Here is a 23300-nt window from a genome sequence, read left to right on the forward strand (position 1 = left end):
GTGCATTCTCGCAGGCTCGCCGGTGGAGGGATGGCTGGGCATGTCATGACCGCTTCACCGGGCAGGTCTTGGTTCACCCGCCTCGGCTTCGTCGTGACCCTGCGCGAGCCGCATCCGCGTGCACACCATGAGCCGGCCCCCGGAAACGACGAAGACCGCCCGTGGCGAACCAGGGCGGCCTTCGTCAGGGGGACGGAGAGGGTGGTGCGTGTTTACGGCAGGCCGAGCTTGGCGCGGCAGCCCGGCCAGGCGCCGTACGTGCCGCCGGAGCGGTCGCGGAGCTTGGTCGCGATGGCGATCTGCTGCTCGCGGGTCGCCTGGTGCGGAAGCTGCGCGTAGACGGTGCCGCCGTTCGAGGCCCAGGTGCTGGCCGAGAACTGGAGACCGCCGTAGTAGCCGTTGCCGGTGTTGATGGCCCAGTTGCCACCCGCCTCGCACTTGGCGAGACGGTCCCAGACCTCGCCGTCGGGCAGCGGCTTGGTGCCGACCGTGATCTTCTTCGGCTTCGGCTCCTTGGTGACCTTGCCGCCGATCTTCTCGCGGCTGATCTCCTTGCCGTTCTTCACGGTCACGCGGTACGTCGACGTCTGCTCGCCCGGCGTGCCGGGGTCGGTGACGGTCTGCTGGCCCGCGGTCATGTTCGGGTCGTTGGTCTTCTCGACCGGAGGCGCGACGGGCTCGTTCACGTTGATGACCGTGACGCCGGTGCGCGAGATGTAGACCTCGGCGCCGGTCGCGAGCTTCACGTCCATGCCGGACGCGACGGCGTCCTCGGGGCCGAGGGAGAGGTTCTCGGCCTTGAGCAGCTCGTCGACGGTCAGTGCGGTCGTCTGGACCTCGCGGACCGGGTTCGCGCCGTCGAAGAGCTTGATGTTCTTGCGGGTCTTGACCTCGACGCTCATGCCTTCCAGCGGCACGTCGTGCGAGCCGGGCATGGACATCCAGGCGCCTTCGAGCGGCACGCCGAACTGCTTGGCGGCCTCCTCGACGGTGACCGAGCGGACCCAGTCCTCGCGGGCCTGGCCGTCGATGCTCATCTTGATCAGGCGGCCGCGGTCGAGGCTGATCTTGCCGCCGTCGGAGACCGGGGCGTTCAGCGAGGGCGACAGGGCGTCGTGCTCACCGACGACGATGCCTTCCTCCGCCAGGACCTCGCCGACCGTGCCCTCGTAGGAGTGGACGGTCTGCATCGCGCCGTCGACCTCGACGGTCAGCGACTTGTCCATCGCCATCGCGGTCACGCCGCCACCGGAGATCGACACGAGGATCGCGGCGACGGTGCCCTTGAGGAAGCGGCGCTTCCACGTCGAGGCGGCCGTGACGAGGACCTGCGGGTCCTTGAGCTCCTCTTCCTCCGACGGGAGGACGAGGGGCGGCATGATCGTCGTCTCGGCGTTGATGAGACGGATCAGCTCGTCGACGTCCACGTTCGCCGAGGCGAGCAGGTCGTCGGCGTCCGGGCCGAGCACGTCGAGCACGTCCGCGGGCGTGATGGTCAGCGCACCGGCGGGGAAGCTCGGGTGGGGATCAGCGACGTCAACCGCCGTGCCGCCGACCGGCGTGAACCAGTCGGTGTCGTCGTTGAAGTCGTACGGAGCAGCAGCTCTGTCGCTACCAGACAAGGGTCGATACCTCCATTGCGGAAGCTGTGAGGCCACCGCACAGTTGGCGTTGACAAGATCATTCGAGTTGGAGCTCGAAGGTTCCCGGCAACTCCTCCTACGTGGTCTCGCTTCTTCGCGCTTCTGGCTTCGGTCCCGCCCCGACTGCGGGCGTGCTCCGAACCGACTGGGTCGGTTCAGGTGGCACGGTCACGGGACAGTAACGGGGTGAGGCACGTTGCGCAAACACCCCCACCGATGTTGTGACCTCAGTCACCCCATGGGGGTAGGAACCCTTTGCTCCGTTCGCTCTAAGTCGCATTTCAGTGGTCAAGCCCGAACACTCGTTGAGCAGTACGGGTGACGGCGGAGCAGAGTTCAGAAAGATCTTCGTTACGCAGTGTCGCGAGATCCCGAATTGTGTAATTCACACAATAGGGTTCGTTCGGGCGGCCCCGGAACGGATGGGGCGTCAGGAACGGGGCGTCCGTCTCGACGAGCAGCTGGTCCTGGGGCACCAGGGCCGCCGCCTCCCGCAGCGCACGGGCGTTCTTGAACGTCACCGGGCCCGCGAACGAGAGCACGTACCCCGCGTCGACGCACCGGCGGGCGAAGTCCGCGTCACCGGAGAAGCAGTGGAACACCACTGTGGACGGTGCGCCCTCGGAGTCGAGGATCTTGAGGATGTCCTCGTGCGCGTCCCTGTCGTGGATCATCAACGGCTTCCCGACGCGCTTGGAAAGGTCGATGTGCCAACGGAACGCCTCGTGCTGGGCGACCGGCGGCGAGTAGTCCCAGTAATAGTCCAAACCGGTCTCGCCGATCGCGACCACACGGGGCAGGACAGCCAACCGCTCCAGTTCGGCCTTCTCCGCGTCCCCGAAAGAAGAGGTGCGCGTCGGGTGCACGGCCACCGCCGCGTAGACCCGAGGGTCCCAAGTGGACGCCTCGGCGGCCCACTGCGCGGCCTTCAGGTCGTCTGCCACGGTGATCACGTGCGAGACGCCGGCGGCCTCCGCCCGGTCGAGCAGGACCGCCACGTCGGCGGCGTCGACGGCCCCGCACGCGTCGAGATGGGTGTGGGCGTCGATCACCGGTGCCGGAAGAGCTTCCGGCACCGGCGGTCGTTCACGCTTGTCCGTCACAGGGCGGTCACTTGACGATCGGAGCCCACTCGGGCCCCTCGTCGCCCAGTTCCTTCTCCAGCCTCGCGAACAACGGCGACGGCTTCTGCAGCGGCCGGCCGACCTCCAGTGGCACGGACTCCCACTTGGCCTGCTCGCTCGCGTAGTCACCGGTCAGCACCGGGTACGAGCGCTCGGGGATGTCGAGGTCGGTGACCTCGGTCATCTCCGGCTGTGCGGCCCACACGCCCGTGCCGCCCAACGCCTCGTGCACCTTCTGCGCCGAGTGCGGCAGGAACGGCGTCATGAGCGTGTTCGCGTCCTGCACGACCTGCAACGCGGTGTGCAGCACCGAGTCACGGCGCTCCAGGTCGTCCTTGAGCTTCCACGGCTCCTGGTCGGACAGGTACTTGTTCGCCGCGGAGATGACGCGCATGGCCTCACCGGTGGCCTGCTTGAACCGCGAGCGGCGCAGGTGCGCGCCGACCGTGTCGAACGCCGCCTTGGACTGCGCGAGCAGCTCGTGGTCGGCGGGCGTCAGCGCGGTGGCCTTCGGGATCGCGCCGACGTTCTTGTGCGCCATCGAGATCGAGCGGTTGACCAGGTTGCCCCACTCGTTCGCCAGCTCGAAGTTCGTCCGGCGGACGAACTCCTCCCAGGTGAAGTCGGTGTCCTGGTTCTCAGGGCCCGCGACGGAGATGAAGTACCGCAGCGCGTCCGGTCCGAACTCCTTGAGGAAGTCGCCGACGTAGATCACGGTGCCGCGCGAGGTCGAGAACTTCGAGCCGCTCATCGTGAGGTACTCCGACGACACGACCTCGGTCGGCAGGTTCAGCGTGCCGAACCGGCCGGGCTCGCCGCCCTTGTCGCCCGCGCCGTTCTGCCCGAGCAGCAGCGACGGCCAGATGAGCGAGTGGAAGACGATGTTGTCCTTGCCCATGAAGTAGTAGCTCTGGGCGTCACCCGTCCAGAACTCCTTCCAGGCGTCGGGGTCCCCGGTGCGCCGCGCCCACTCGACGGAGGCGCTCAGGTAGCCGATCACCGCGTCGAACCACACGTAGAACCGCTTCATCGGCTGGTCGCTCCACCCGTCGAGCGGGATCGGCACACCCCAGTCGAGGTCGCGGGTGATGGCGCGCGGCCGCAGGTCCTTGATCAGGTTCTGCGAGAACTTGAGCACGTTCGGACGCCAGTCCGACCGCGTGCCCATCCAGCTGCCCAGCGAGTCGATGAACGCGGACAGGTCGAGGAACAGGTGCTCGGTCTCGACGAACTTCGGCGTCTCGCCGTTGATCTTCGAGCGCGGGTTGATCAGTTCCGACGGGTCGAGCTGGTTGCCGCAGTTGTCGCACTGGTCGCCACGCGCGCCCTCGTAACCGCAGATCGGGCAGGTGCCCTCGATGTAGCGGTCGGGCAGGGTGCGGCCGGTCGACGGGCTGATGGCGCCCATCTCCGTCTTGGGGACGACGTAGCCGTTCTTCCACAGCGCGGAGAACAGGTCCTGCACCACCTGGTAGTGGTTGCCGGTGGTGGTGCGGGTGAAGAGGTCGTAGGACAGGCCGAGGCCCTGCAGGTCACCGGCGATGACGCGGTTGTACTTGTCGGCGAGCTCGCGGGCGGTGAGCCCTTCCTTCTCGGCCTGCACCTGGATGGGTGTGCCGTGCTCGTCCGTGCCGCTGACCATGAGCACCCGGTGTCCGGACATTCGCATGTAGCGGGAGAAGACGTCGGACGGGACACCGAAACCGGAGACGTGACCGATGTGCCTGGGGCCGTTGGCGTAAGGCCAGGCCACCGCGGTCAGTACGGAGGCACTCATGGACATAGCCTACGGAGGCGGTGCCAGGGTGTTTTCACCGAGTGGGAGGTCTGTTTGTCCGCGACCAGGATGCTGGTGCTCGGCGTGGTCAAGCTCGTGGGCGAAGCACACGGTTACGTGGTGCGCCGCGAGCTGAAGTCGTGGTCGGCGGACAGCTGGGCGAACGTGCAGCCGGGCTCGATCTACCACGCGCTGAAGTCGCTGGCGAAGGACGGACTGCTGGAGCCGGTCGGCACGACGGAGTCCGAGGAGGGCCCCGCCCGCACGACCTACCGGATCACCGCCACCGGCGAGCACGAGCTGCGGGACCTGCTGGCGCACGCGCTGGCCGATCCGGCCGCCGGCAACGACGAGGTCTCCGCGGGCGTGGCGATGCTCAACCTCGTCCCCCGCAGGCAGGCGGTCGTGCTGCTGAAGAACCGGCTGGCGGGGCTCGAAGGGCAGCTCACCCCCACCCGGCACGGCATCTCCTCGATGCCGGAGATGGGCAAGCCCGCGCACGTCAGCGAGCTGTTTCGACTCTGGCTCGTCCATCTCGAAGGCCAGGTGCGCTGGACTCAGGAGCTGATCGAACGCCTAGAGGCCGGTGCGTACGAGCTGAAGGACTAGTCAAACTTGATTAGTCCTCGCTAGCCTCTAGTCAAAGTTGACTAGAGGGGATTCAGTCATGATCAAGGCACGCGGCCTCGCGCGCCGATTCACCACGAAGACCGGTCCGGTGGACGCGGTCGCAGGGGTGGACATCGACGTCGCCGAGGGCGAGCTCGTGGGGTTCCTCGGCCCGAACGGCGCAGGCAAGTCCACGACGTTGCGCATGCTCACCACGCTGTTGCAGCCGACCGCGGGCGAGGCGACCATCGCCGGCCACGACCTGCTGACCGACCCGGCCGGAGTGCGCCGCAACATCGGTTACGTGGGCCAGAAGAACGGCTCCGGCCAGGACCAGCGGGTCGCCGACGAGCTGGAGTTCCAGGCCCGCTTCTACGGCCTGTCCAAGCACGACGCCCGCACGAAGGTCGCCGACCTGCTCGACCGGTTCGATCTACAAGGCCTGGAGAAGCGCGGCGTCATCACGTTGTCGGGCGGCCAGCAACGCCGGCTCGACATCGCGATGGGCATGCTGCACGACCCGCGGCTGCTGTTCCTGGACGAGCCGTCCACGGCCCTCGACCCGCAGAGCCGCCGCAACCTGTGGGACCACATCAAACAGCTCAAGGCCGACGGCGTCACGGTCTTCCTGACCACGCACTACCTGGACGAGGCCGACTACCTGAGCGATCGGCTGCTGGTGATCGACCACGGCTCGATCGTGGGCGAGGGCTCACCGGACGACCTCAAGCAGCGCGTCTCCGGCGATCTGGTCGTGCTCGGCACACCGCAGGCCTCGATCGTCGCCTCGAAGTTCGAGAACGCGGTCGTGGACGGCGAGAAGGTCAGCTTCCGCATCCCGAACGGCGACCGCGCGTTGCCGGGGCTGCTGCGCGACCTCGACAACATCGGCGTGGAGCTGCACTCGGTGCAGGTCCATCGGCCCACGCTCGACGACGTGTTCCTGACCATGACCGGCCGTTCCCTGCGGGAGGAAGCCAATGCTGCGTGACACCTGGCTCGTGTTCTCCCGCGTGATGCTGCCCGTGCTGCGCAACCCGGTCGCCGTCGTGTTCGGCATCGCCCAGCCGTTGCTCTACCTCGGCCTGTTCGGACCGCTGCTGGGCGAGGGCGGCTGGCAGTGGTTCGTGCCGGGCCTGCTGGTGCAGATGGCGTTGTTCGGCACGGCCTACGCGGGCTTCTCGCTGCTGCCCGAGGTGCGCACCGGCGTGATGGAACGCCTGCGCGTCACCCCGGTCAGCCGGGTCGCCCTGCTCGTCGGCAGGGTCGGCAAGGACGTCGTGCTGCTGGTCGTGCAGAGCCTGCTGATCATGCTGGCCGCGATGCTGTTCGGCTTCCGGGCGTCGGCCGGGCAGATGCTGCTCGGGCTCGGACTGGTGGCGTTGCTGGGCATCGCGATCGGCTCGGTGTCGTACGCGATCGCGTTGAAGGTGAAGCTGGAGTACGTCTTCGCGTCCGTGCTGTCGGCGTCGATCGTGCCGTTGATGCTGCTTTCCGGCGTGCTGCTGCCGATGTCGAACGGCCCGCAGTGGCTCTACTGGCTGTCGCGGATCAACCCGCTCGCGCACGTCGTCGACGCCGAGCGGTCGATCTTCAACCCCGGCTCGATGTTCTACGGGCTGGTCTCGGTCGCGGCGTTGGTGCTGGTCGGCGTGTTCTACGGCGTGCGGACGTTCAACAAGGAGTCAGCTTGACTTGATCGCCGCGTCGTAGAGCGTCTTCTTGCTGATCCCGGCCGCCTCCGCGACCTCGGCGGCGGCCGACTTCATCCGTTCGCCGTCGGCGACGCGCTGCTTGACCTCGGCGACGAGCGTGTCGAGGTCGGGCGTCTCCTGGACGGGAGCCGGAGCGAGCACCACGGTGATCTCACCGCGTGCGCCTTCCACGGCCCACTCGGCGAGTTCGGCGAGAGAGCCGCGCACGACCTCTTCGTACTTCTTCGTCAGCTCGCGACACACGGCGGCGCGGCGGTCCGGTCCGAGCACCTCGACGGCGTCCGCGAGCGTGTCCGCGAGCCGGTGGGGCGCCTCGAAGAAGACGACGGTGCGTTGCTCGGTGGCCAAAGGTGCGAACCAGCGCTTGCGTTCACCGGACTTGCGCGGCGGGAAGCCGTCGAACGCGAACCGGTCGCTCGGCAGGCCGGACAGGGCGAGCGCCGTCGTCACCGCGGACGGCCCCGGCAGACAGGTGACCTTCAGGTCCTGCTCGACGCACGCGGCGACGAGCCGGTAGCCGGGATCGGACACGGACGGCATTCCGGCGTCCGTCACGAGCAGCACGGTCGCGCCGCTGTGCAGTGATTCGAGCAGGCCCGGCAGGCGCCCGATCTCGTTCTGGTCGTAGAAGCTGATCACCTTGCCGGACGGCTTGACCTGCAACGCGGCCGCGAGGCTGTGCAGGCGCCGGGTGTCCTCGGCGGCGATCACGTCGGCGGTCTCCAGAGCCTCGATCAGGCGCGCGGAGGCGTCGCGGATGTCCCCGAGAGGGGTGGCTGCCAGGACGAGACGGCCTGAACCGGATACAGGACTCACAAGCTTCACCCTACGATCGGCGGCGTGACAGTCCTCGTGCAGCCAGGAGTGGCGCCCGTCGTCGTCGAGGAGCCGCGCACGGATCGTGCGGCAACGCTCGACCCGCCGCCGTCCGGAGACCGGATGCGCGGATGGCTCATGACGATCGTCGTGACGCTGGTCGGTGCCGTCGTGCGCTTCTGGAACGTCGGTTATCCGACGGACAAGGGCACGCCGATCTTCGACGAGAAGCACTACGTGCCGCAGACGGCGCAGGTGCTGCGCAACGGCGGCTACGAGGACAACCCGGGCTACGAGCTGATCGTCCACCCGCCGCTCGCGAAGCAGCTGATGGCGATCGGCCAGGAGCTCTTCGGCTACGACGGCATCGGCTGGCGGTTCGCCTCGGCGCTCGCGGGTGCGATCACGATCCTGCTGATCGTCCGGATCGCCCGCCGCCTGACCCGTTCGGACCTGCTGGGCGCGCTCGCCGGCGTCCTGCTCATCGCGGACGGCGTCTCGCACGTCCAGTCGCGGATGGGCATGCTCGACATCTTCCTGGCGTTGTTCGTCGTCGCCGCGTTCGGCTGCCTGGTCGTCGACCGCGAACAGATGCGCGAACGCCTCGCCGTGGCCGTGCGCGAAGGCTTCATCAACAACTCGGCGTTCGGTCCGTGGATCGGCTTCCGCTGGTGGCGCTTCGGTGCGGGCGTGATGCTCGGCGCCGCGTGCGGCATCAAGTGGTCGGGCATCTGGTACATCGCCGCGTTCGGCCTGCTGACCGTCGTCTGGAGCGCGCTGGCACGCCGGGCCGCGGGTGTCGAGGAGCCGTGGCTGGGTGCGCTGGCCAAGGACGTGCTGCCGTCGCTGGGTGGCCTGGTCGCCGTCCCGGTGCTGGTCTACGTCGCGACCTGGTTCCCGTGGATGGCCAGCGAGACCGGCATCGACCGGCACGTGGTCGGCGGCAAGGTCAAGGACATCTCGTACATCCCCGACGTCCTGCAGTCGCTCTGGTACAACGCGAAGAACGTCTACAAGTTCCACGTCGAGCTGGTCACCTCGGAGACCAACCGGCACCCGTGGGAGTCGAAGCCGTGGACGTGGCCGATGGGCCTGCGTCCGATGCTCTACTACTACGACAACTCCGTCACGGGCTGCGGCGCGGCGTCGTGCCTCGGCGCGATCATGCTCATCGGCACGCCCGCGATGTGGTGGCTCGCGTTCCCGGTGATCGGCTGGGCGATCTTCCGCACCATCGGCCGGATGGACTGGCGCTACGCCGGCGTCCTGGTCGCGTACGCGGCGGGCCTGCTGCCGTGGTTCCTCAACCTCGACCGGCAGATGTACTTCTTCTACGTCACGCCGATGGCGCCGTTCCTGGTGCTGCTGATCGTGCTGGCGCTGGGCGAGATCCTGGGCCGGAAGACCGCGGGTTCCGAACGCCGTGGCACCGGTCTGCTGGTCGTCGCGCTGTACGTCGGCATCGTGGTGGCGAACTTCGTGTGGCTGTGGCCGATCTTGAACGGCAATCCGATCACGCCGGAGATGTGGCAACAGCAACTGTGGCTGCCCAGTTGGCGCTGAAAGTAATTCGCGTTGGGTTAGTATCCCCCGACTTCAGCACGACCGGGTGACCCCTGACCAGGGGTTAAGTCACTGAGCGTGGTCGTGCTGATCAATCCTGGGGGATTCAGCCATGAGCACGACCGCCGAACTGAGCGAGAAGCCGGACACCGAGAGACCCGGCAGCGGCAAGCCGGCGGGTGCCGGTTTCCGCACCGACATCCAGGCACTGCGCGCTGTCGCGGTGCTGGCCGTGGTGGTCAACCACTTCTGGCCCGACGGACTGACCGGTGGTTATGTCGGTGTCGACGTCTTCTTCGTCATCTCCGGTTTCCTGATCACGTCCCACCTCGACAAGGAGATCGTCCGCACGAGCCGGGTGCGGCTCGGCACGTTCTACGCGCGACGGGTCAGGCGACTGCTGCCGGCGGCGTTCCTGGTGCTCGGTTTCAGCATCGTCGCCGCCTACTTCCTGCTGCCCTACCCGCGCTGGACGGCCAACGCCTGGGAGTCCTTCGCCGCCGCCTCCTACTGGGAGAACTGGCTGCTCGCGGGCAAGTCGGTGAACTACTCCGCGCAGAACGAGGCCGCGAGTCTCGTCCAGCACTACTGGTCGCTGTCGGTCGAGGAGCAGTTCTACCTGTTCTGGCCGCTGCTGCTGATCGGCTTCTTCAAGATCGGCAGGCGCCGCTGGGTGGTGCTCGGCGTCGCGATCCTCGGCGTGGTGTCGTTCGCGCTGAGCGTCTACTACACGATCGCCTCGCCCAGCCAGGCGTACTTCATCACCCCGGTGCGGGTGTGGGAGTTCGCGATCGGCGCCGGTGTGGCACTGGCGTCCATGAAGCTGGTGCTGCCCCGCGTGGCGGCCGAGCTCGCGGCGTTCGCGGGCCTCGCGATGATCATCGCGACGGCGTTCCTCTACGACCACCACACGGCGTTCCCCGGCTACCTCGCGATGATCCCGGCGGCCGGCACCGGCCTGGTGATCATGTCCGGCCTGCGTCCCGGCAGGCAGTGGCACACGGCGGTGACCGCCTCACGGCCCGTGCAGTTCATCGGCGGCATCAGCTACTCGCTGTACCTGTGGCACTGGCCGTTCTTGCTGCTCGCGCCGTTCGCGCTGAGCGGCCTGCTGGACAAGGGCAAGCTCGGCACGCCGTGGCTGCTGGGCCTGCTCGCGCTGTCGATCGTCGTCGCGTGGGTCTCGAAGGTGGTCGTCGAGGACCACGGCATGTCGTGGGGCCCGCTCACCCGCAGCCGCGGGCTGACGTTCTCGAGCATGATGATCGGCATCGCCGTCGTGACGATCATGGCCGGCGGGCTCCAGTGGACCTACCACCGGCACGTCGCCCAGGCGGACCGCGACGTGGCCGCGGGTCTCGACGGTCCGTGCCACGGCGCCAACGCCATGATCGGCATCAACGGCTGCCCGACTCCGTTCGGCCCGGCCCGCGTGCCCGCGATGGGGCCGGCCAACGAGTACTGGCCGATCGCGCCGGAGTGCAAGCGGGTCCAGGACTACAAGGCCGAGGACAAGGACACCACGTCCGTCTGCGACTTCTCCGGTGGTGCCGCGGGCGAGAAGGTCTGGCTCGTGGGCGACTCACACGCCCAGCAGTGGCAGCCGCCGATCTTCGAGATCGCCCGAGAACGCAAGTGGCAGCTCAAGGTCAGCTTCCTCGGCGCGTGCCCGTTCGCGGACGTCCAGAACCCGTCGTTCCGCGGTGACAAGCACACCGAGCAGGAGGTCAAGCGCTGCGCGGACTGGACGAAGCGGATGACCGACGTGATCGCCGACGACAAACCGTCGATGGTGCTGACGTCGTTCTACTCCCGTGAGGAACCGGCGGACGACAAGAGCGGCCGCAGCCAGACCGAGCAGTACCGCGCCGGCCTGGAACCGCGGTGGCGCAAGTGGACGGACGCGGGCGCCCGCGTGGTCGTGATGGCCGATCCGCCGTACAACGGCAAGGTCCGCTCGCCCGACTGCGTGACCCTGAACGCGTCGAATCCGGAGGCTTGCGCGATCCCACGCGCGGTGGCGCACCCGGCCGACCCGTTGGCCGAGGTCGCCCGCAGCACGAGCAACACCGGGGTGTCCCTGGTCGACCTGTCCGAGTACTTCTGCGACGACAAGCAGTGCCACGCCGTGGTCGGGAACGTGGCGGTGTACTACGACTCCGACCACCTCAACAGCCAGTACACCCGCAGCCTGGTGCCGATGATCGAGAAGGCCCTGGCTAGCTCTCGCTGATCTTCAGCGCCCGCTCCCTGGTCAGGTCGCCTTCAAGTCTCATGGTGACCTGACCTCGTTGCCAGAGAAGGGTTTGCGCGGCGGCCTGTGGCTCCTCGGTGTGCCACTGGCCGTCGCGGTCGATGTAGAAGAACACGTGCGGGTACGGGATCCAGATCCGGTCGTTGATCTGCTCGACGCCGTCCTGGTGGATCAGCTTGCCGACGGTCGTGCTGATCGTGCCGTCGAACTGGTCGAGCCGCAGGGGTCCGTAGTGCAGGGTGACGAACCGTCCTTCGTGGACGGTGATCTTGTCCGGCTCGCCGAGTTCCGCCGGGAGGTGGATCTCGAACGGCATCTGCTCACGCGCTTGGTCGAGCGAGACCTCCTGGCTGGGCAACGGAGGCGCGACGCTCCGCGGTGCCTCGGTGCGGAACTCGACGCCGGCGAACTCCAGGAGGTTCTGCACGCCTGCCCGCACCGCCGGCGACACGGCGAAGGCGATCGCGAAGGCCGTCACCGCCGCCACCAGTGCGGTGAGCCAACGGTTTCCGCGCTTGGGCGCGTTGATCCGGGTCAGCACTTGAGCGGTGACGTCCGGCGGTTGCGGCACGTGGATCCGCCGGCCCAGGTCGAGGAGGGCGGCCTCGGTCGGTTCATCGGTCATGGGCCACCTCCTCCAGCATCGGGCGCAGCTTGGCGAGTGCCCTGGACAGCCGCGACTTCACGGTTCCCTTGGCCAGGCCGAGGGTCTGCGCGGTCTCGGCCTCGCTCAGCTCCAGCAGGTACCGGCAGGTGACGACCTGGCGATCGTGCTCGGGCAGGCTCTGCACGGCCTTCAGGAGCTGGGCGCGGGAGTCGTCCACGAGCGTGCCGGGGTCGTCGTGGTCGACGGTCTCGGTGACGGTGGCGAGCTTGAGCTCCATCAGGTTGCGCCGCCGCCGGCCGCGGTGCAGGTTCTTGGTCTCGTTGGCGACGATCTTGAGCAACCACGGCTTGAAGTCGGCTTCCGGCTTGAACGTGCCGAGCTTCCGATACGCCTTCACGAACGCCTCCTGCACCACGTCACCGGCGTCCGCACCCGCCCCGAGCAGGTACGCCGTCCGGTGCGCGAGCGCGGTGTACCGGGCGACCAGCTCGCCGTAGGCCGCCTGGTCACCTGCGATCGCCCGTGCCACCGCTTCGTCCGTGATGCCCTTCCTACACCGGGAACCTCACTTCGGTTCCCGGTGTAGTCGCGTCATGAGAATCCTCGCCTTGATATGCGCTTTTCTGCTGATCAGCGCCCCCAGTGCGCTCGCGGGCGGCTGGGCGGTCACGTACGTCGACCCGGTGCCGTCGATCCAGGCCTCGACCACCCACACCGTCGGCTACTGGGTGCTGCAGCACGGCACACACCCGTTCTCCGGCGACCTCGGCAAGACCGGCCTGCGGTTCCAGTCCGGGGCGGACTCGCGGCAGTTCGTCGGCGTGCCGCTGGGCGAACCCGCGCACTACGCCGTGACGTTCTCCTTGCCCAACGGCACCTACGAGGTGTTCGGCGTGCAGGGCATGTTCCAGGACCACCGGCTGGGCACGCTGACGGTGCCAGGCACGTTGCTGGTGAAACCGGTCGACCCGCAGATGGTCCAGGGAACGACGGAAGGCGCGTGGCCGTGGCAGGAGATCGCGCCGCCGCTGAAGAAGGCAGAGGCCACCCCCGAACCGGCCGCCGTGACGGTGCCGGACGAGTCACCGGGAAAGCCCTTGCCCGTGTGGATCATCGGCGCGGTGGTGTTCGGCGCGGCCGGGCTGTTCTTGCTGCTGCGCAAGCGGTTGCGGCCATTTGCCCGAAGGTGAGTGGTGAGGCGATCGGCGGAAACCGCCTCACCACCCTTCGCGTGGCATCCCGTGAGATGCCGAGGCTTTCCGGGTGAACCACGGCTTAGGTCGGTGAACGGTGAACCACCGTTACGGCCCAACCACACGTTCACCCGGATGCCTAAGCGTCGACCGAAGCCTCGTGAGGCACCGGTGCCTCCGCCGACACCTGGAGTTCGGGTCCGTCCTGTGATGACGGCGCCGTCGAGACGAGTGCCACGGGGACGTCCGCAGGCGGTGTGAACGCACCTTCCGCCCTGATCTTCGGCGGTGTGGCGGACCACGGCTTGAGGTTCTGCACGATCTCCTCGTAGAACGACGAGACCGCGTTCAGCACCGAGTCGATGAAGGAGTTGCGCCCGGTGCCGCGTTTCGAGCCCATGGGGGCCGAGATCTCGACCCGGAACCCGCGGATCTCCTTCTGCGGATCAATGATCAGCAGCGCGGGATTCGCTCGGACCGCACCCAGCAACTCCGACGCGCCGGCTCCCCTGCCGTGTGCGACGAACGCTTCCAGTCGAACCGAGTCGGGCGCGTTCTTCAGCTGCCGGAGCAACCAGTTGATCCGGGTCGCAGGGCGTCCTTCCCTGGGACCTTCCACGTCGACACCGCAGATCACCCTGCCGGCCCGCAGATCGGCGACGACGTGCAGCGTGCCGACCGTGTCGGGAATGCGAATCCCCCCGGACAGCCTTCCGTCAGCCACGAGCTGCGCGAGCTGCCGGGAGAGACGGACCTGCGGCTCCGCGAGATCTTTGCGGGACAACGCCGGCGTGACGTCCGTGCCGAGGCGTCTGCCGAGCTGCAGTCCGGCGAACCGGAGCAGAGCCTCGAACCGGAGCACCACGTCGGGTGCGATCTTGTCGGTCGTCCGCAGCGTGCGCGCCTCCACCGCGTCACGCAGCGGAACCCACGACTGCCCCATGTCCTCGAACGCCATCGCACCTGATCGCGGATGCTCGAGGTACCTGATCAGCTCGCCGAGGACCCACGCCTGGTCGGGGTCGGCAACCCCGCGGTGCTCTTTCTGCATCACGGCTTCGCAGAGCACCTCGCTCCACGACCAGTGATGAAGCGCGACCTTCTTGAGCTTCTTGCGATCCACCGGCGTCGGATGTTGACCAGGCAGCGGCGAAATCTCGTTCGAGATCGTGATGACCGCGTCGAACCCGAACTCCCGCGCGACGTCCAGGTAGTTCTCCAGCTGTTCCACCTGGAGCTCGTTGGATCCGGTCTTCACCTCGACCAGCGCGGTCCACGACCTCTGCCCGCGGGTCACCCTGATCAGCCCGTCCGGGATGAGCTTGCGACCGTCGAGTTCGAACGGGACCTCGATGAAGGTCTGCACCGCGGCGGCAGGCGCGCCCAACGGCTGGGTCAACGCCCGCCCGAACTCGCGCACCGCCGACATGACAGCCAGCAATGCCGATGTCGCCCGTCGCTCTTGTTCTTCAGCACCGTTGATGCCCGAAGTCGGAATCAGGCGTGCGGCATGCCAGCTCTCTTCAGCGGTCATAGTTCCCTCGCATGGCGGCTTTGCGGTCAGGAAACAACGCTGTCGTCGTTGAACTCTTTACGACCGTTACCGCCGTGCGAGGTGTTCACCCGGATGCCTACGTCGGCATGTGCCTCGTGGGAGGTGGCGTCGGCTTGCTGATCATCTTGGTGACCGGGCCTTCCTTGCTCATGCCCTGCTGGTCGAGGAACTGCGAGAGCTGTCCCCGCACCTGGGCCAGCGACGGACGGCGGCCCGGTTCGGGGTCCATCGCCGCGAGCAGCAGGCGGGCGTGCGCGCTCTTCTGCGGCAGCTTGGTGATCGGTTCGCCCTGCGCTGCGGCCATCAGCGAGGAGATCGGGTTCTCGCGGGAGCCGCGCGGCGGGTGGCCGGTCAGGGCGTAGGAGACCGTGGCGGCCAGCTGCCAGGAGTCGGACGCCGGCGAGGCCGTCTCACCGCGCGCCGTCTCCGGGGCGAGGAAGTCCGGCGTGCCGACCATCATGCCGGTGGCGGTCAGCGTGCTGTCGCCCTTGGAGCGGGCGATGCCGAAGTCGATCAGGTGCGCGGTGCCCTGGTTGTCCACGATCACGTTGGACGGCTTCACGTCGCGGTGCAGAACGCCGCGGTCGTGGGCCGCTGCCAGCGCGTCGGCCATGTTCAGCCAGAGGCGGGCGGCGAGCTTGTCGTCGATCAGGCCGTTCTTCAGCACCGTCTCGGACAGCGAGGCGCCCTCGATGTACTCCATCACCAGGGCAAGGCCGTCCGGGTCCTGGACGATGTCGAAGACCCGCACGCAGTTCGGGTGCCGGACGGCGGCGAGCGCGCGGGCCTCGCGGAGCATCCGCGCCTCGGTGTCGTTGTCCGGGGCGTGCGCGAGCTTCACCGCGACCGTGCGGTCGAGCTGCTCGTCCACGGCCAGCCAGACCGTGCCGAAGCCGCCGGAACCGAGCTGGCGGACGCGGCGGAACCTGCCGTTGCCGGGGTTCCAGACCTTGCCCGACTTCTGCACGGGCGCGGGCGACTCGGCGTTGGCCGCGCCCGGTCCGAACGGCAGCGGGCCCGGCGTGTCCGCGAGCACGGCCGGGTTGGACGGCTGCGGCGGCTTGGGCTGGGGCAGAACCTCGGCGACACGGGTCGGCGGATACTGCCGCGGCGGCTGGTTCTGGGGCGGCTGCTGCGGCTGCGTGACCGGGCGCATCGGCCGGTTCATCGGGGCCGGCTGGTACTTCGGCACCTGCGCCGGCTGATACGGCGGCGGGTTCTGGGGCGTGTTCTGCGGCGGCGGCCGGTGCGCCGAGGCGTCGATCGGCTTGGTCGGCGCCTTCTTCTGAGCAGGCTGACCAGCCGGAAGCTGGTTGTTCTGAGGCTGCGGCGTGCGCGCCACCGGCTGCGGTGGCGGCGAGTTCTGCGAGTTCCGGTCGGCGGACCGGTCGCGGCCGGGGCGGTTCAGCATGGCGGTAGTCAACCCGAAAATCCGCACGACGATTGAGCCGATTACCGCAATTGGCAGAAACCCGAGGAGCACATGGCCCACAAGTGTCACGGGGAATGCCGACGTCGTCACCAGCAGTACCAGGAACATGGGCCAGAACACCCGGCGCGGCCAGTTCGGCCCGAGCCGGAACGCCGAGCCCGACTGCAGCATCACGAACAGCAGGCACAGCAGCGCGAGCACGACGGTGATGACGGCGGCGACCAGGAACACGGGCTCCGCCATCGGCCGCTGGGCCACGCCGATGATCGACGGCGCCCCGTCGACCAGGTAGCTCCCCTGGGAGAACGTGCCGAAGCAGGTGTTCTCGTCGAGCGAGGCGGACCCGTCGATGGCACGCTTGGCCAGGCCCTGCACGGTGCCGCGCATGATGAGCCACGGCAGCACCAGACAGCTGGCGACGCCGAGCACGGTGAAGATGGCACCGGTCACGGGGCCGTAGGAGTTGCCCACGATCCGGCGCACGGCGATGGACAGCAGCGCCCCGATCGTCGGGAACAACCCGAGCACCGCACCGAGCGCCGTGGTGGTCCACACCCAGTCACCGGGGCAGACACTCGCGCCCACGAAGCCGTGCAGCCACGTGAGCAAGGACTCAGCGAGCCCCACGACTCACACCACCCCTTCCGAGATCACCCCCAGCCTAGGCGACCTGTCAGCGTACGGTGCGTGATTGGTCTGCGGTTGATGCCACAGCAACCCTTTCCTTGATCACCGCGTTGTACCTCCGTCCGGCACGCGTTGGGCCTCTTGGCTCTAACACGTTGCGATGGACGGCTCCGTTGACCGATGTCGCTCTGAGTGCACGATTCGTTATCGAACGCAGCACTGACGGACACCTGGCAAACGGGTGGAAGAAACGGCCTCAGCCGTGGTGAACCCGGTGATCGGAGTGGGTGCGCGTGCTTCCTCGCCCCGCCGACGCGCTGGAAGTCGTGACAGCCGGATCGGGCGCCACGGGCAGGTCACCGAGGCCCGCGACGAACTCGACGGTCCACCGGTGCCGCGCGGCCGGGGCGGGCTCCGCGTAGGAGTCACCGAGGCCGTAGGTGGCGACGCGGGTGTTCTGCTGGTCGTACATCTCGGCGGTGAGCTGCGAGCCGACCAGGCCCTTCTCACCGGGTGCGCATTCCAGTTCGAGCCGGGTGCGGATCCACTGCGGCTCGGTGGCCGGGTCCGCTTCGAGCTCCTCGGAGACCGCGGCGCAGGACGTGCCGTGGGCACGGACGATCAGGGCGGCCCGGAAGACGACGAGCTCACCGGCCGTGCAGCCGGTGAGAACGCGCGCTTCTACAGCTGTCTCCGTGCTGGAGACGACAGGTCGGGCGGCCGTGCACCTGGCGGCAGGGGCTTCGGTCGACGCCGCTGCACCACTGGAGGTGCCGGCCACGAGTAATAACGCGGCGACCACAGATCTCATGAGAGAAAACTATTTGTGGACGCCGCGTTCTTCACCGAACTTCACCCCATAGATGGGTGAGTGCGAAACACGTTGTACGCCAGGCCGTCCCTGCGGATGTCGGTGTTGGCGGAGATCAGATCACCGAGAGTGCGGCGGTACTCGATGCCGTACCGCGCTTTGATCGACCGCAGGGCCGGATCGTTGGCGTGGAAGAAGCGGTCGCCGTCGCGCAACGCCTCGAACTGCTTCTTCCAGATGGCCTGCTGAAGCTCGCCGAACTCGCTGCCGGGCAGCCGCGGCTCGGCCATCATGCCGACGATCGCGTCCAGGCCGCCCACGTCCCCGTAGATGGCCTTCATCCGCGCGGCGACCGTCGTGCGGCGCTGACCAGGGCTGATCCAGTCGAGGCTGTCCGGGTCGTCGATCTCGGCGCCGGGCGTGAGCTCGGGGTCGGCGGGGAACGACTCGGTGGCCTCGCCGGAGATCGCCTGGAACGACGGCTTGGGCGCGAGTCCGTACGCACGGCGCACGTCGTTGTACGAGGCGATGCCGTGGTCACGGCCGCGTTGGACGTCCAGCGCGGCGACGTCGATCACCGCGGTCAGGCAGCGCGGCTGGCAACCGGGAATGACGAAGATGATGCTGCGCAACGTGTTCTCGTCGATCAGCTCGTCGTTGAGGCCCTCGTCCTGCCGGCCGAAGCTCTGCAGCAACGGACCGAGCTGCACGTCGTCGACGAGGTCGGGGTTGAACGGCAGCAGCTGCGGCGGCACCTTCACCTCGGCCTTGGGTCCGGTGATCGTCACCGTGAAGCCCTTGTCGCGCAACGTCTTCAGCTGCGTCTCCGAATAGCGGCTCGCCTCGGTGACGACCGAGAGGTCGCCGCGCACCATGCTGTGCGACCGGTAGCCGACGGTCGCGAACTCGTTCGCCAGACTCGTTCGCACGGACGGGTCGTAGCCGCGGTAGGGAGCGAGCCGCACGCCCATCGCCGGCAGGAACTCCTGGTAGGTGATCCACTGCTGTTCGGCGCTCACGACCCTGCGCGCGATCTGGAACTTCTCCTCGTCGGAGAGATGCGCGGGGAGCCGGTCCACGATCCTGTTGTGCTCGCGGGCGAACAGCGTCTGCACTGCGGTGATGGTGCCGTTCTCCATGCCGCGCATGTCACCGGTGACCACGCCGGGCCCGCTGGTGATCGCGCCGAACGGACCGGTCATCGGCGGTGCGGTCTCGGAGTTGCCCCGCGCGTCACGGCGCGGCAGGAGGTTGTTCGGCAGCAACAACTTCGCACCGTCGCGCAGCCAGTCGAGCCGCTCCTGGCTGCCGCCGTAGACCGCCCAGCCGTCGAGGTAGGAGCTGACGATGTTCTTCTGCTCGCGCGGGCTCGACCCCGGCACCTCGCCGCTGCGCCGCATGGGCGTGGACAGCAGGTCGTTGCGCACGGTCTCCAGCGGCGCCTCGTTGTCCCACGGGATCGAGGCGTCGACGGCCGTGTCCTCGCGCAGCCCGAAGGTGTGGTCGACGAACTGGGCCCACACCTGCGCCCACTGGCTGACGTGCCGTTCGGAGAGGTACCGCTGCCCGCCCTCGGCGAAGATCCGGTTGCTGACGTACCGCGCGTTCGGCCCGTCCGCCGGCTGCCCGGCGCCGTCCGCGTATCTCGTGGGAGCCAGCCGGGTGTACCCCTCGCCGACGGTCCCCCACTCGGGATGGGCGCGGTTGTTGCCGCGCCCGTCGAGACTCTGCACCTCGAAGAACGGGGACTCCGCGTGCGCGATGCCGCCCCCGAGGAACGCCCCGATCGCCACCAACGCCGCTGCCTTGCGCAAGACCTGCATGGGCTGATGATGGCGACGGGCGCCGTGACCGACCGTGTCCAGTTCTTCACGGCGTGACAGATCCAGGCCCCGCAACTGGGAATTCCCCTGGACTTCCCGCCTTTGCCGGACTTCAGGTCCCGTCCGGTTCCTGGCAGCGACCTGTCAGTGGTCGTGGTGGTCGTGCTCGGGAGCGAACGGCTGGTAGAGGTAGAACATCGTCACCGGCTCGTCGCCCGCGATGGTCTCGTGGTCGACACCCGGCGGCACGAACGCGTACGAGCCCGCCGTCGCCTCGACGCCACCGATGCTCACCGTGCCGTCGACAACCCACGTGTGCTGCGTCGCCGACGGGTGGTTGTGGCCGACGTCGCGCGCACCGGGCGCCATCTGGATCAGGCCGACGATCGTGTCGCCGTTCGGGGACTTCCACAGCAGCTTGTTCTGCAACCGTTCGTCGCCGTGCAGCGGGAACGACTTCAACTGGGCAAGGGCCTCAGCGGACAGGACCGTCACTTTGTCCTGCGGCGCGTCGCTCATGGGGAACAGCCTTTCGGGAGCCGAACGAACTTACGGCCCTTATATAGACGAAAGAGCCGTCCACATTACGGTGAACGGCCCTTTCGACTCAGCTCAACTGCACTTCGCGGCGCTGTTGAACAGCAGGAACGTCTCCAGCTTCCCGTCGGTGAAGTAGAAGTTCAGCGCGACACCCTGCTGATCGGGCACCGGCACTTCAAAGGTCTTGCCGGCTTCCTTGTCCACGACGTTCGGGTACGCGGCCTTGAGCTGCTCGACCGTGGCACCCTTGCCGATCTTCTTGGCCGTCGTGGCGCCCGGCGGCGGCACGATCATCCGGATCTTGTCGCCGGCGAACATGACGCCACCGTTGGCCTCACGCGCCTCGGCCCGTTCGGCGATGCGCTTCGTGGACTCCGCGATGAGCTCGGTCGCCTTGGCCGAAGCCTCCGCCGACGCCGCGAGCTTCTCCGCGTGGGCGGCGTAGTCCGCGGCACCCGCGTTCGCTCCTGGTGCGGGTCCGACCGCTGCCTCCGCTGCGTCCGCGGCCTTCTGCGCGGCCTCGTACTTCAGCTCGAACTCCGCGTCGTCCGCGAGCTTCTTCGCGTCCGGTGCCGGCCCGTTCTGGTACCGGTAGTCCTCGCACGTGCCGGTCTTGCCGGCGCCGGTGGCGGCGAGCTCACCGGTGGCCAGTGCGTCCTGTTTGGACATTCCGGGCTTCAGCTTGCCGAAGCCCGTGACGTCGAAGTGCTTCTCCTGCGTCGCCGGCTGTTGGTCCCCCGACCCCGAACTCGGCTCCGGCGTGCAGCTGACGGCGGCGAGCGCCACCGCCGCGACGAGCACGGCTTTCAATCCCCCATGGTTGTTCACGCGCACAAGATATCCGGCGTCGCGGCAATGGCCGAACGCGTTTCAGGACGGGTGGGCAGGCTACGTCTGGCCCGGTGTGTCGTCGATGACGGGTGGCCGTTGCGGCGGGCCGCCGAGCGAATCCAAGTCTCGGTCAGCACCGCCTGGCGATGGGCAAGCCGCTAACGCGAGTTCGGTGCTGCGGGGCATGGCCGACCGGTCCTCACGCCCGTTGTCGTGCCCGCGCCGGACCCCGACCCGCACCGAACGACGGATCATCAAAGTCCGGCCGTCCCGTCGGTGAGGGCCGGCGCGGATCGCGTACCTGCTGGGGCTGGTGCCCTCGACCGTGCACCGGGTCCTGACCCGCTACGGTCTGGCCCGGCTCAGCCACGTCGATCGCGCGACAGGCCAGCCGGTGCGACGCTATGAACGCGCCGCACCGGGTGAACTGGTGCACGTCGACTTCAAGAAGCCGGGCAACATTCCCGACGGCGGTGGCCACAGGTTCCACGGCAGGCACACGGGCAAGCGCAACAGTTCCGCACACCGCGACCCTGACCGGCTACGCAAGATCAGCAGCCGCACCAACCTCGGCTACAGCTACCTGCACAACGCCGTGGACGACCACTCCCGCCTGGCCTACACCGAAATCCTGGCCGACGAGACGCAGGAGACCGCTGTCGCGTTCTGGCAACGAGCACAGATCTTCTTCCACAACAACGGAATCACCGTTGAGCGAGTACCGACCGATAACGGATCGTGCTACCGCTCCCCGGCTCTGGCGCGACACCCTCGCCGCAGCCGGGATCACCCACGAACGCACACACCCCTACCGGCCCCAGACCAGCGGAAAAGTCGAGCGGTTCAACCGCACCCTGCTCGACGAATGGGCCTACGCCCTCCCCTACCGCACCGAAACCGAACGCCGCGAAGCGTTCCCGCGATGGCTGCATACCTACCATCACCACCACGGTCACACCGCACTCAAAGGCCTACCACCCGCCAGCCTCGTTCCTAACCTCGCCGGTCAGTACAGCTAGCCCGGGCACACCCCGGCTTTCGACACCTCCGTCAAGGTCGCCGCGAACCCCTCGGCGACCAGCGCGCCCACGGCGACTGCGGCACCGGACCCCGGGAAGACGCCGAAGACACAGCCGCCCTTCCCGGTTCCGGTGATCTTCGCGCCCAGAGCGCCCTGTCTCTTCAGCGCTTCTATGCAGCCGTCGGTCACGTCGTCACTGACACCCATGTCCTCCCGGAGCGTGCTCTGCGCCCTGTCGAGCGCTTCGCCGATTGCGACAGGATCCGGCGCCTCGTCCGCGAGGAGTGCACCCAGCGTCTCGACGACTTCAGTAGTGCGGCGAACGTAGGCCGCGATCGCCGGGTCCCCGGCCTGGCTCCGCGCCCGTTTCCACCGGATGACCTCGCTGGTGTCCCGTGTGCGCCGGGTGTCCACCACGACGATCGCCAGGTCGCTGGGCCACTCGAGCTGCCCGACCGACTCGATCCGCCCTTCGTGGCAGAAGACCCGTACAACACCGCCCGCCGTGCAGGGCACGTAATCCATTGGGCCGACATCCCGGCCCGCCAGTTCCCGTTCCACGACCAGGCCGGCGTCGATCGGCTCACCGGGGACGGCCCAGTCCGCGGAGATCGCCAAGGTGGCCACGCACAGCGCCGCGCTGCTCGCCAGCCCCGCGCCGGGCGGGATCGCCGAGACAATGTCCAGCCGGCTGGGCCACCGGTCGTCGTCCCGGTCGTGGTGGAAGGTCACGGCGAGCCGGGCGAGATCGGCCCAGGCCTCGTCGGCCGGTGTCCAGACGTCGGCGGAGGAGGCCCGGCCGGTGAGCGTGCCCGAGGCGCGGACCTCGAACCCGGAGGGACGCGGTGCCAGGGTGAGCGCGCAGCGGATCCGGAGATCGATCGCGGCCTGGAGCGACGAGCCGCCGAGCCAGTCCAGGTCTTCGCCCGCCAGGCAGATCCGGGCGGGCGCGGATCTCGCCGTGTCCGGCTCAGTCGAGTTGTTTGTCATTTCGGAAGATCTCCCGCTTGTCGACCCCGTCGAGCACCAGCTTGAAGACGATGAACCGGACCACCTCACCGGATTTGTTCTCCCACGTGTGCGGCGCGGCACCCAGCCGCGCGACGTCGCCGACCTCCAGTTCCTCCACGCATTCCCTGCCGTCTTCGCGCCAGCGCAGCAACATCCGCCCGGCGACGACGCAGACGGTCTCTTCGATCGTGTCGTGGTGGTGCCATTGCTGGGTGACGCCGTCGGGCAGCTCGTTCCAGTGGATCTCGTATTCGGGGAACAGGTGGTAGCAGACCGCGGTGCCGTCGGGTTTGACCGTCTTCTTTCCGTCCGCCGCGCGGGAGATCAGCGGGGTCGTCGTACGCACAG

20 protein-coding genes and 1 pseudogene are annotated in these 23300 nt (G+C 68.1%); 7 read left to right on the forward strand and 14 right to left on the reverse strand.

Annotation, left to right across the window (positions count from 1 at the left end; genetic code table 11):
• Nucleotides 1-212 precede the first annotated feature (212 nt).
• From SK854_RS14670 to metG, 3 genes are all read right to left on the reverse strand, one after another.
• Nucleotides 213-1622, reverse strand: coding sequence for a transglycosylase family protein (locus SK854_RS14670; RefSeq protein WP_319975639.1), 1410 nt, complete (start codon nt 1620-1622; stop codon nt 213-215).
• A gap of 302 nt (nt 1623-1924) precedes the next feature.
• A complete protein-coding gene (locus SK854_RS14675) occupies nt 1925-2746 on the reverse strand; it encodes a TatD family hydrolase (protein ID WP_319975640.1) in 822 nt (273 codons plus the stop codon).
• 7 nt (nt 2747-2753) lie between these two features.
• Nucleotides 2754-4544, reverse strand: coding sequence for a methionine--tRNA ligase (gene metG, locus SK854_RS14680; RefSeq protein WP_319975641.1), 1791 nt, complete (start codon nt 4542-4544; stop codon nt 2754-2756).
• Nucleotides 4545-4598: 54 nt separating this feature from the next.
• Between metG and SK854_RS14685 the strand changes: the two genes are divergently transcribed.
• From SK854_RS14685 to SK854_RS14695, 3 genes are read left to right on the forward strand one after another with little or no spacing between them, the layout of a single operon-like run.
• A complete protein-coding gene (locus SK854_RS14685; protein WP_319975642.1) occupies nt 4599-5153 on the forward strand; it encodes a PadR family transcriptional regulator in 555 nt (184 codons plus the stop codon).
• A 58-nt stretch (nt 5154-5211) separates the two neighbouring features.
• A complete protein-coding gene (locus SK854_RS14690; protein WP_319975643.1) occupies nt 5212-6144 on the forward strand; it encodes an ATP-binding cassette domain-containing protein in 933 nt (310 codons plus the stop codon).
• Entirely contained in the window at nt 6134-6847 is a 714-nt protein-coding gene (locus SK854_RS14695; RefSeq protein WP_093606461.1) for an ABC transporter permease, read from the forward strand. The genes SK854_RS14690 and SK854_RS14695 overlap by 11 nt, the downstream gene beginning before the upstream one ends.
• Here SK854_RS14695 and rsmI read toward each other — a convergent pair.
• The gene (gene rsmI / locus SK854_RS14700; RefSeq protein WP_319975644.1) at nt 6839-7684 is read right to left on the reverse strand and encodes a 16S rRNA (cytidine(1402)-2'-O)-methyltransferase; all 846 of its coding nucleotides are present in this window, start codon (nt 7682-7684) and stop codon (nt 6839-6841) included. The genes SK854_RS14695 and rsmI overlap by 9 nt on opposite strands.
• 24 nt (nt 7685-7708) lie before the next feature.
• Between rsmI and SK854_RS14705 the strand changes: the two genes are divergently transcribed.
• Complete coding sequence (locus SK854_RS14705; RefSeq protein ID WP_319975645.1) at nt 7709-9247, forward strand: dolichyl-phosphate-mannose--protein mannosyltransferase; 1539 nt, start codon at nt 7709-7711, stop codon at nt 9245-9247.
• A gap of 112 nt (nt 9248-9359) precedes the next feature.
• Complete coding sequence (locus SK854_RS14710; protein ID WP_319975646.1) at nt 9360-11480, forward strand: acyltransferase family protein; 2121 nt, start codon at nt 9360-9362, stop codon at nt 11478-11480.
• On the opposite strand, the gene SK854_RS14715 is transcribed toward SK854_RS14710, so the two are convergent.
• Nucleotides 11467-12126 carry a hypothetical protein gene (locus SK854_RS14715; protein ID WP_319975647.1) on the reverse strand — a complete coding sequence of 220 codons (660 nt, stop codon included), beginning with the start codon at nt 12124-12126 and terminating at the stop codon, nt 11467-11469. The two genes, SK854_RS14710 and SK854_RS14715, sit on opposite strands and share 14 nt — an antisense overlap.
• Entirely contained in the window at nt 12116-12637 is a 522-nt protein-coding gene (locus SK854_RS14720; RefSeq protein WP_319975648.1) for an RNA polymerase sigma factor, read from the reverse strand. Before SK854_RS14720 ends, SK854_RS14715 begins: the two co-directional genes overlap by 11 nt.
• A 64-nt stretch (nt 12638-12701) precedes the next feature.
• Here SK854_RS14720 and SK854_RS14725 point away from each other — a divergent pair, with 64 nt between their 5' ends.
• Complete coding sequence (locus SK854_RS14725; RefSeq protein WP_319975649.1) at nt 12702-13298, forward strand: hypothetical protein; 597 nt, start codon at nt 12702-12704, stop codon at nt 13296-13298.
• Nucleotides 13299-13440: 142 nt separating this feature from the next.
• Here the strand turns inward: SK854_RS14725 and SK854_RS14730 are convergent, their stop codons facing one another.
• From SK854_RS14730 to SK854_RS14755, 6 genes are all read right to left on the reverse strand, one after another.
• Nucleotides 13441-14835: a hypothetical protein gene (locus SK854_RS14730; RefSeq protein WP_319975650.1), complete on the reverse strand. Its 1395-nt coding sequence runs from the start codon at nt 14833-14835 to the stop codon at nt 13441-13443.
• 97 nt (nt 14836-14932) lie between these two features.
• On the reverse strand, nt 14933-16915 hold the full coding sequence (locus SK854_RS14735; RefSeq protein WP_319975651.1) for a serine/threonine-protein kinase: 1983 nt from the start codon (nt 16913-16915) through the stop codon (nt 14933-14935).
• Nucleotides 16916-17171: 256 nt separating this feature from the next.
• Nucleotides 17172-17726 carry a hypothetical protein gene (locus tag SK854_RS14740; RefSeq protein WP_319975652.1) on the reverse strand — a complete coding sequence of 185 codons (555 nt, stop codon included), beginning with the start codon at nt 17724-17726 and terminating at the stop codon, nt 17172-17174.
• A gap of 41 nt (nt 17727-17767) precedes the next feature.
• Entirely contained in the window at nt 17768-19549 is a 1782-nt protein-coding gene (locus tag SK854_RS14745; RefSeq protein WP_319975653.1) for a peroxidase family protein, read from the reverse strand.
• A gap of 144 nt (nt 19550-19693) precedes the next feature.
• A complete protein-coding gene (locus SK854_RS14750; RefSeq protein ID WP_319975654.1) occupies nt 19694-20068 on the reverse strand; it encodes a cupin domain-containing protein in 375 nt (124 codons plus the stop codon).
• A 93-nt stretch (nt 20069-20161) separates the two neighbouring features.
• Complete coding sequence (locus tag SK854_RS14755) at nt 20162-20917, reverse strand: hypothetical protein (protein ID WP_319975655.1); 756 nt, start codon at nt 20915-20917, stop codon at nt 20162-20164.
• Between the two features lie 27 nt (nt 20918-20944).
• Here SK854_RS14755 and SK854_RS14760 point away from each other — a divergent pair.
• Nucleotides 20945-21939 (forward strand): annotated as a pseudogene (locus tag SK854_RS14760) (IS481 family transposase).
• On the opposite strand, the gene SK854_RS14765 reads toward SK854_RS14760, so the two are convergent.
• Together SK854_RS14765 and SK854_RS14770 are read right to left on the reverse strand one after the other, a co-directional pair.
• A complete protein-coding gene (locus tag SK854_RS14765) occupies nt 21936-22931 on the reverse strand; it encodes a mevalonate kinase family protein (protein ID WP_319975656.1) in 996 nt (331 codons plus the stop codon). The pseudogene SK854_RS14760 and the gene SK854_RS14765 overlap by 4 nt on opposite strands.
• Nucleotides 22912-23298 (reverse strand): cupin domain-containing protein, encoded by a 387-nt coding sequence (locus tag SK854_RS14770; protein ID WP_319975657.1) that lies wholly within the window; start codon nt 23296-23298, stop codon nt 22912-22914. The genes SK854_RS14765 and SK854_RS14770 overlap by 20 nt, the downstream gene beginning before the upstream one ends.
• Nucleotides 23299-23300 lie beyond the last annotated feature (2 nt).

Source organism: Lentzea sokolovensis, from assembly GCF_033949975.1.
In the GTDB taxonomy this organism is placed as follows: domain Bacteria; phylum Actinomycetota; class Actinomycetes; order Mycobacteriales; family Pseudonocardiaceae; genus Lentzea; species Lentzea sokolovensis.

Coding starts and splice junctions, on each gene's coding strand:
- metG (WP_319975641.1), bottom strand. CDS start 4,544: ATGAGTGCCTCCGTACTGACCGCGGTGGCCTGGCCTTACGCCAACGGC.
- SK854_RS14690 (WP_319975643.1), top strand. CDS start 5,212: ATGATCAAGGCACGCGGCCTCGCGCGCCGATTCACCACGAAGACCGGT.
- SK854_RS14695 (WP_093606461.1), top strand. CDS start 6,134: ATGCTGCGTGACACCTGGCTCGTGTTCTCCCGCGTGATGCTGCCCGTG.
- SK854_RS14710 (WP_319975646.1), top strand. CDS start 9,360: ATGAGCACGACCGCCGAACTGAGCGAGAAGCCGGACACCGAGAGACCC.
- SK854_RS14715 (WP_319975647.1), bottom strand. CDS start 12,126: ATGACCGATGAACCGACCGAGGCCGCCCTCCTCGACCTGGGCCGGCGG.
- SK854_RS14725 (WP_319975649.1), top strand. CDS start 12,702: ATGAGAATCCTCGCCTTGATATGCGCTTTTCTGCTGATCAGCGCCCCC.
- SK854_RS14730 (WP_319975650.1), bottom strand. CDS start 14,835: ATGACCGCTGAAGAGAGCTGGCATGCCGCACGCCTGATTCCGACTTCG.
- SK854_RS14740 (WP_319975652.1), bottom strand. CDS start 17,726: ATGAGATCTGTGGTCGCCGCGTTATTACTCGTGGCCGGCACCTCCAGT.
- SK854_RS14745 (WP_319975653.1), bottom strand. CDS start 19,549: ATGCAGGTCTTGCGCAAGGCAGCGGCGTTGGTGGCGATCGGGGCGTTC.
- SK854_RS14750 (WP_319975654.1), bottom strand. CDS start 20,068: ATGAGCGACGCGCCGCAGGACAAAGTGACGGTCCTGTCCGCTGAGGCC.
- SK854_RS14765 (WP_319975656.1), bottom strand. CDS start 22,931: ATGACAAACAACTCGACTGAGCCGGACACGGCGAGATCCGCGCCCGCC.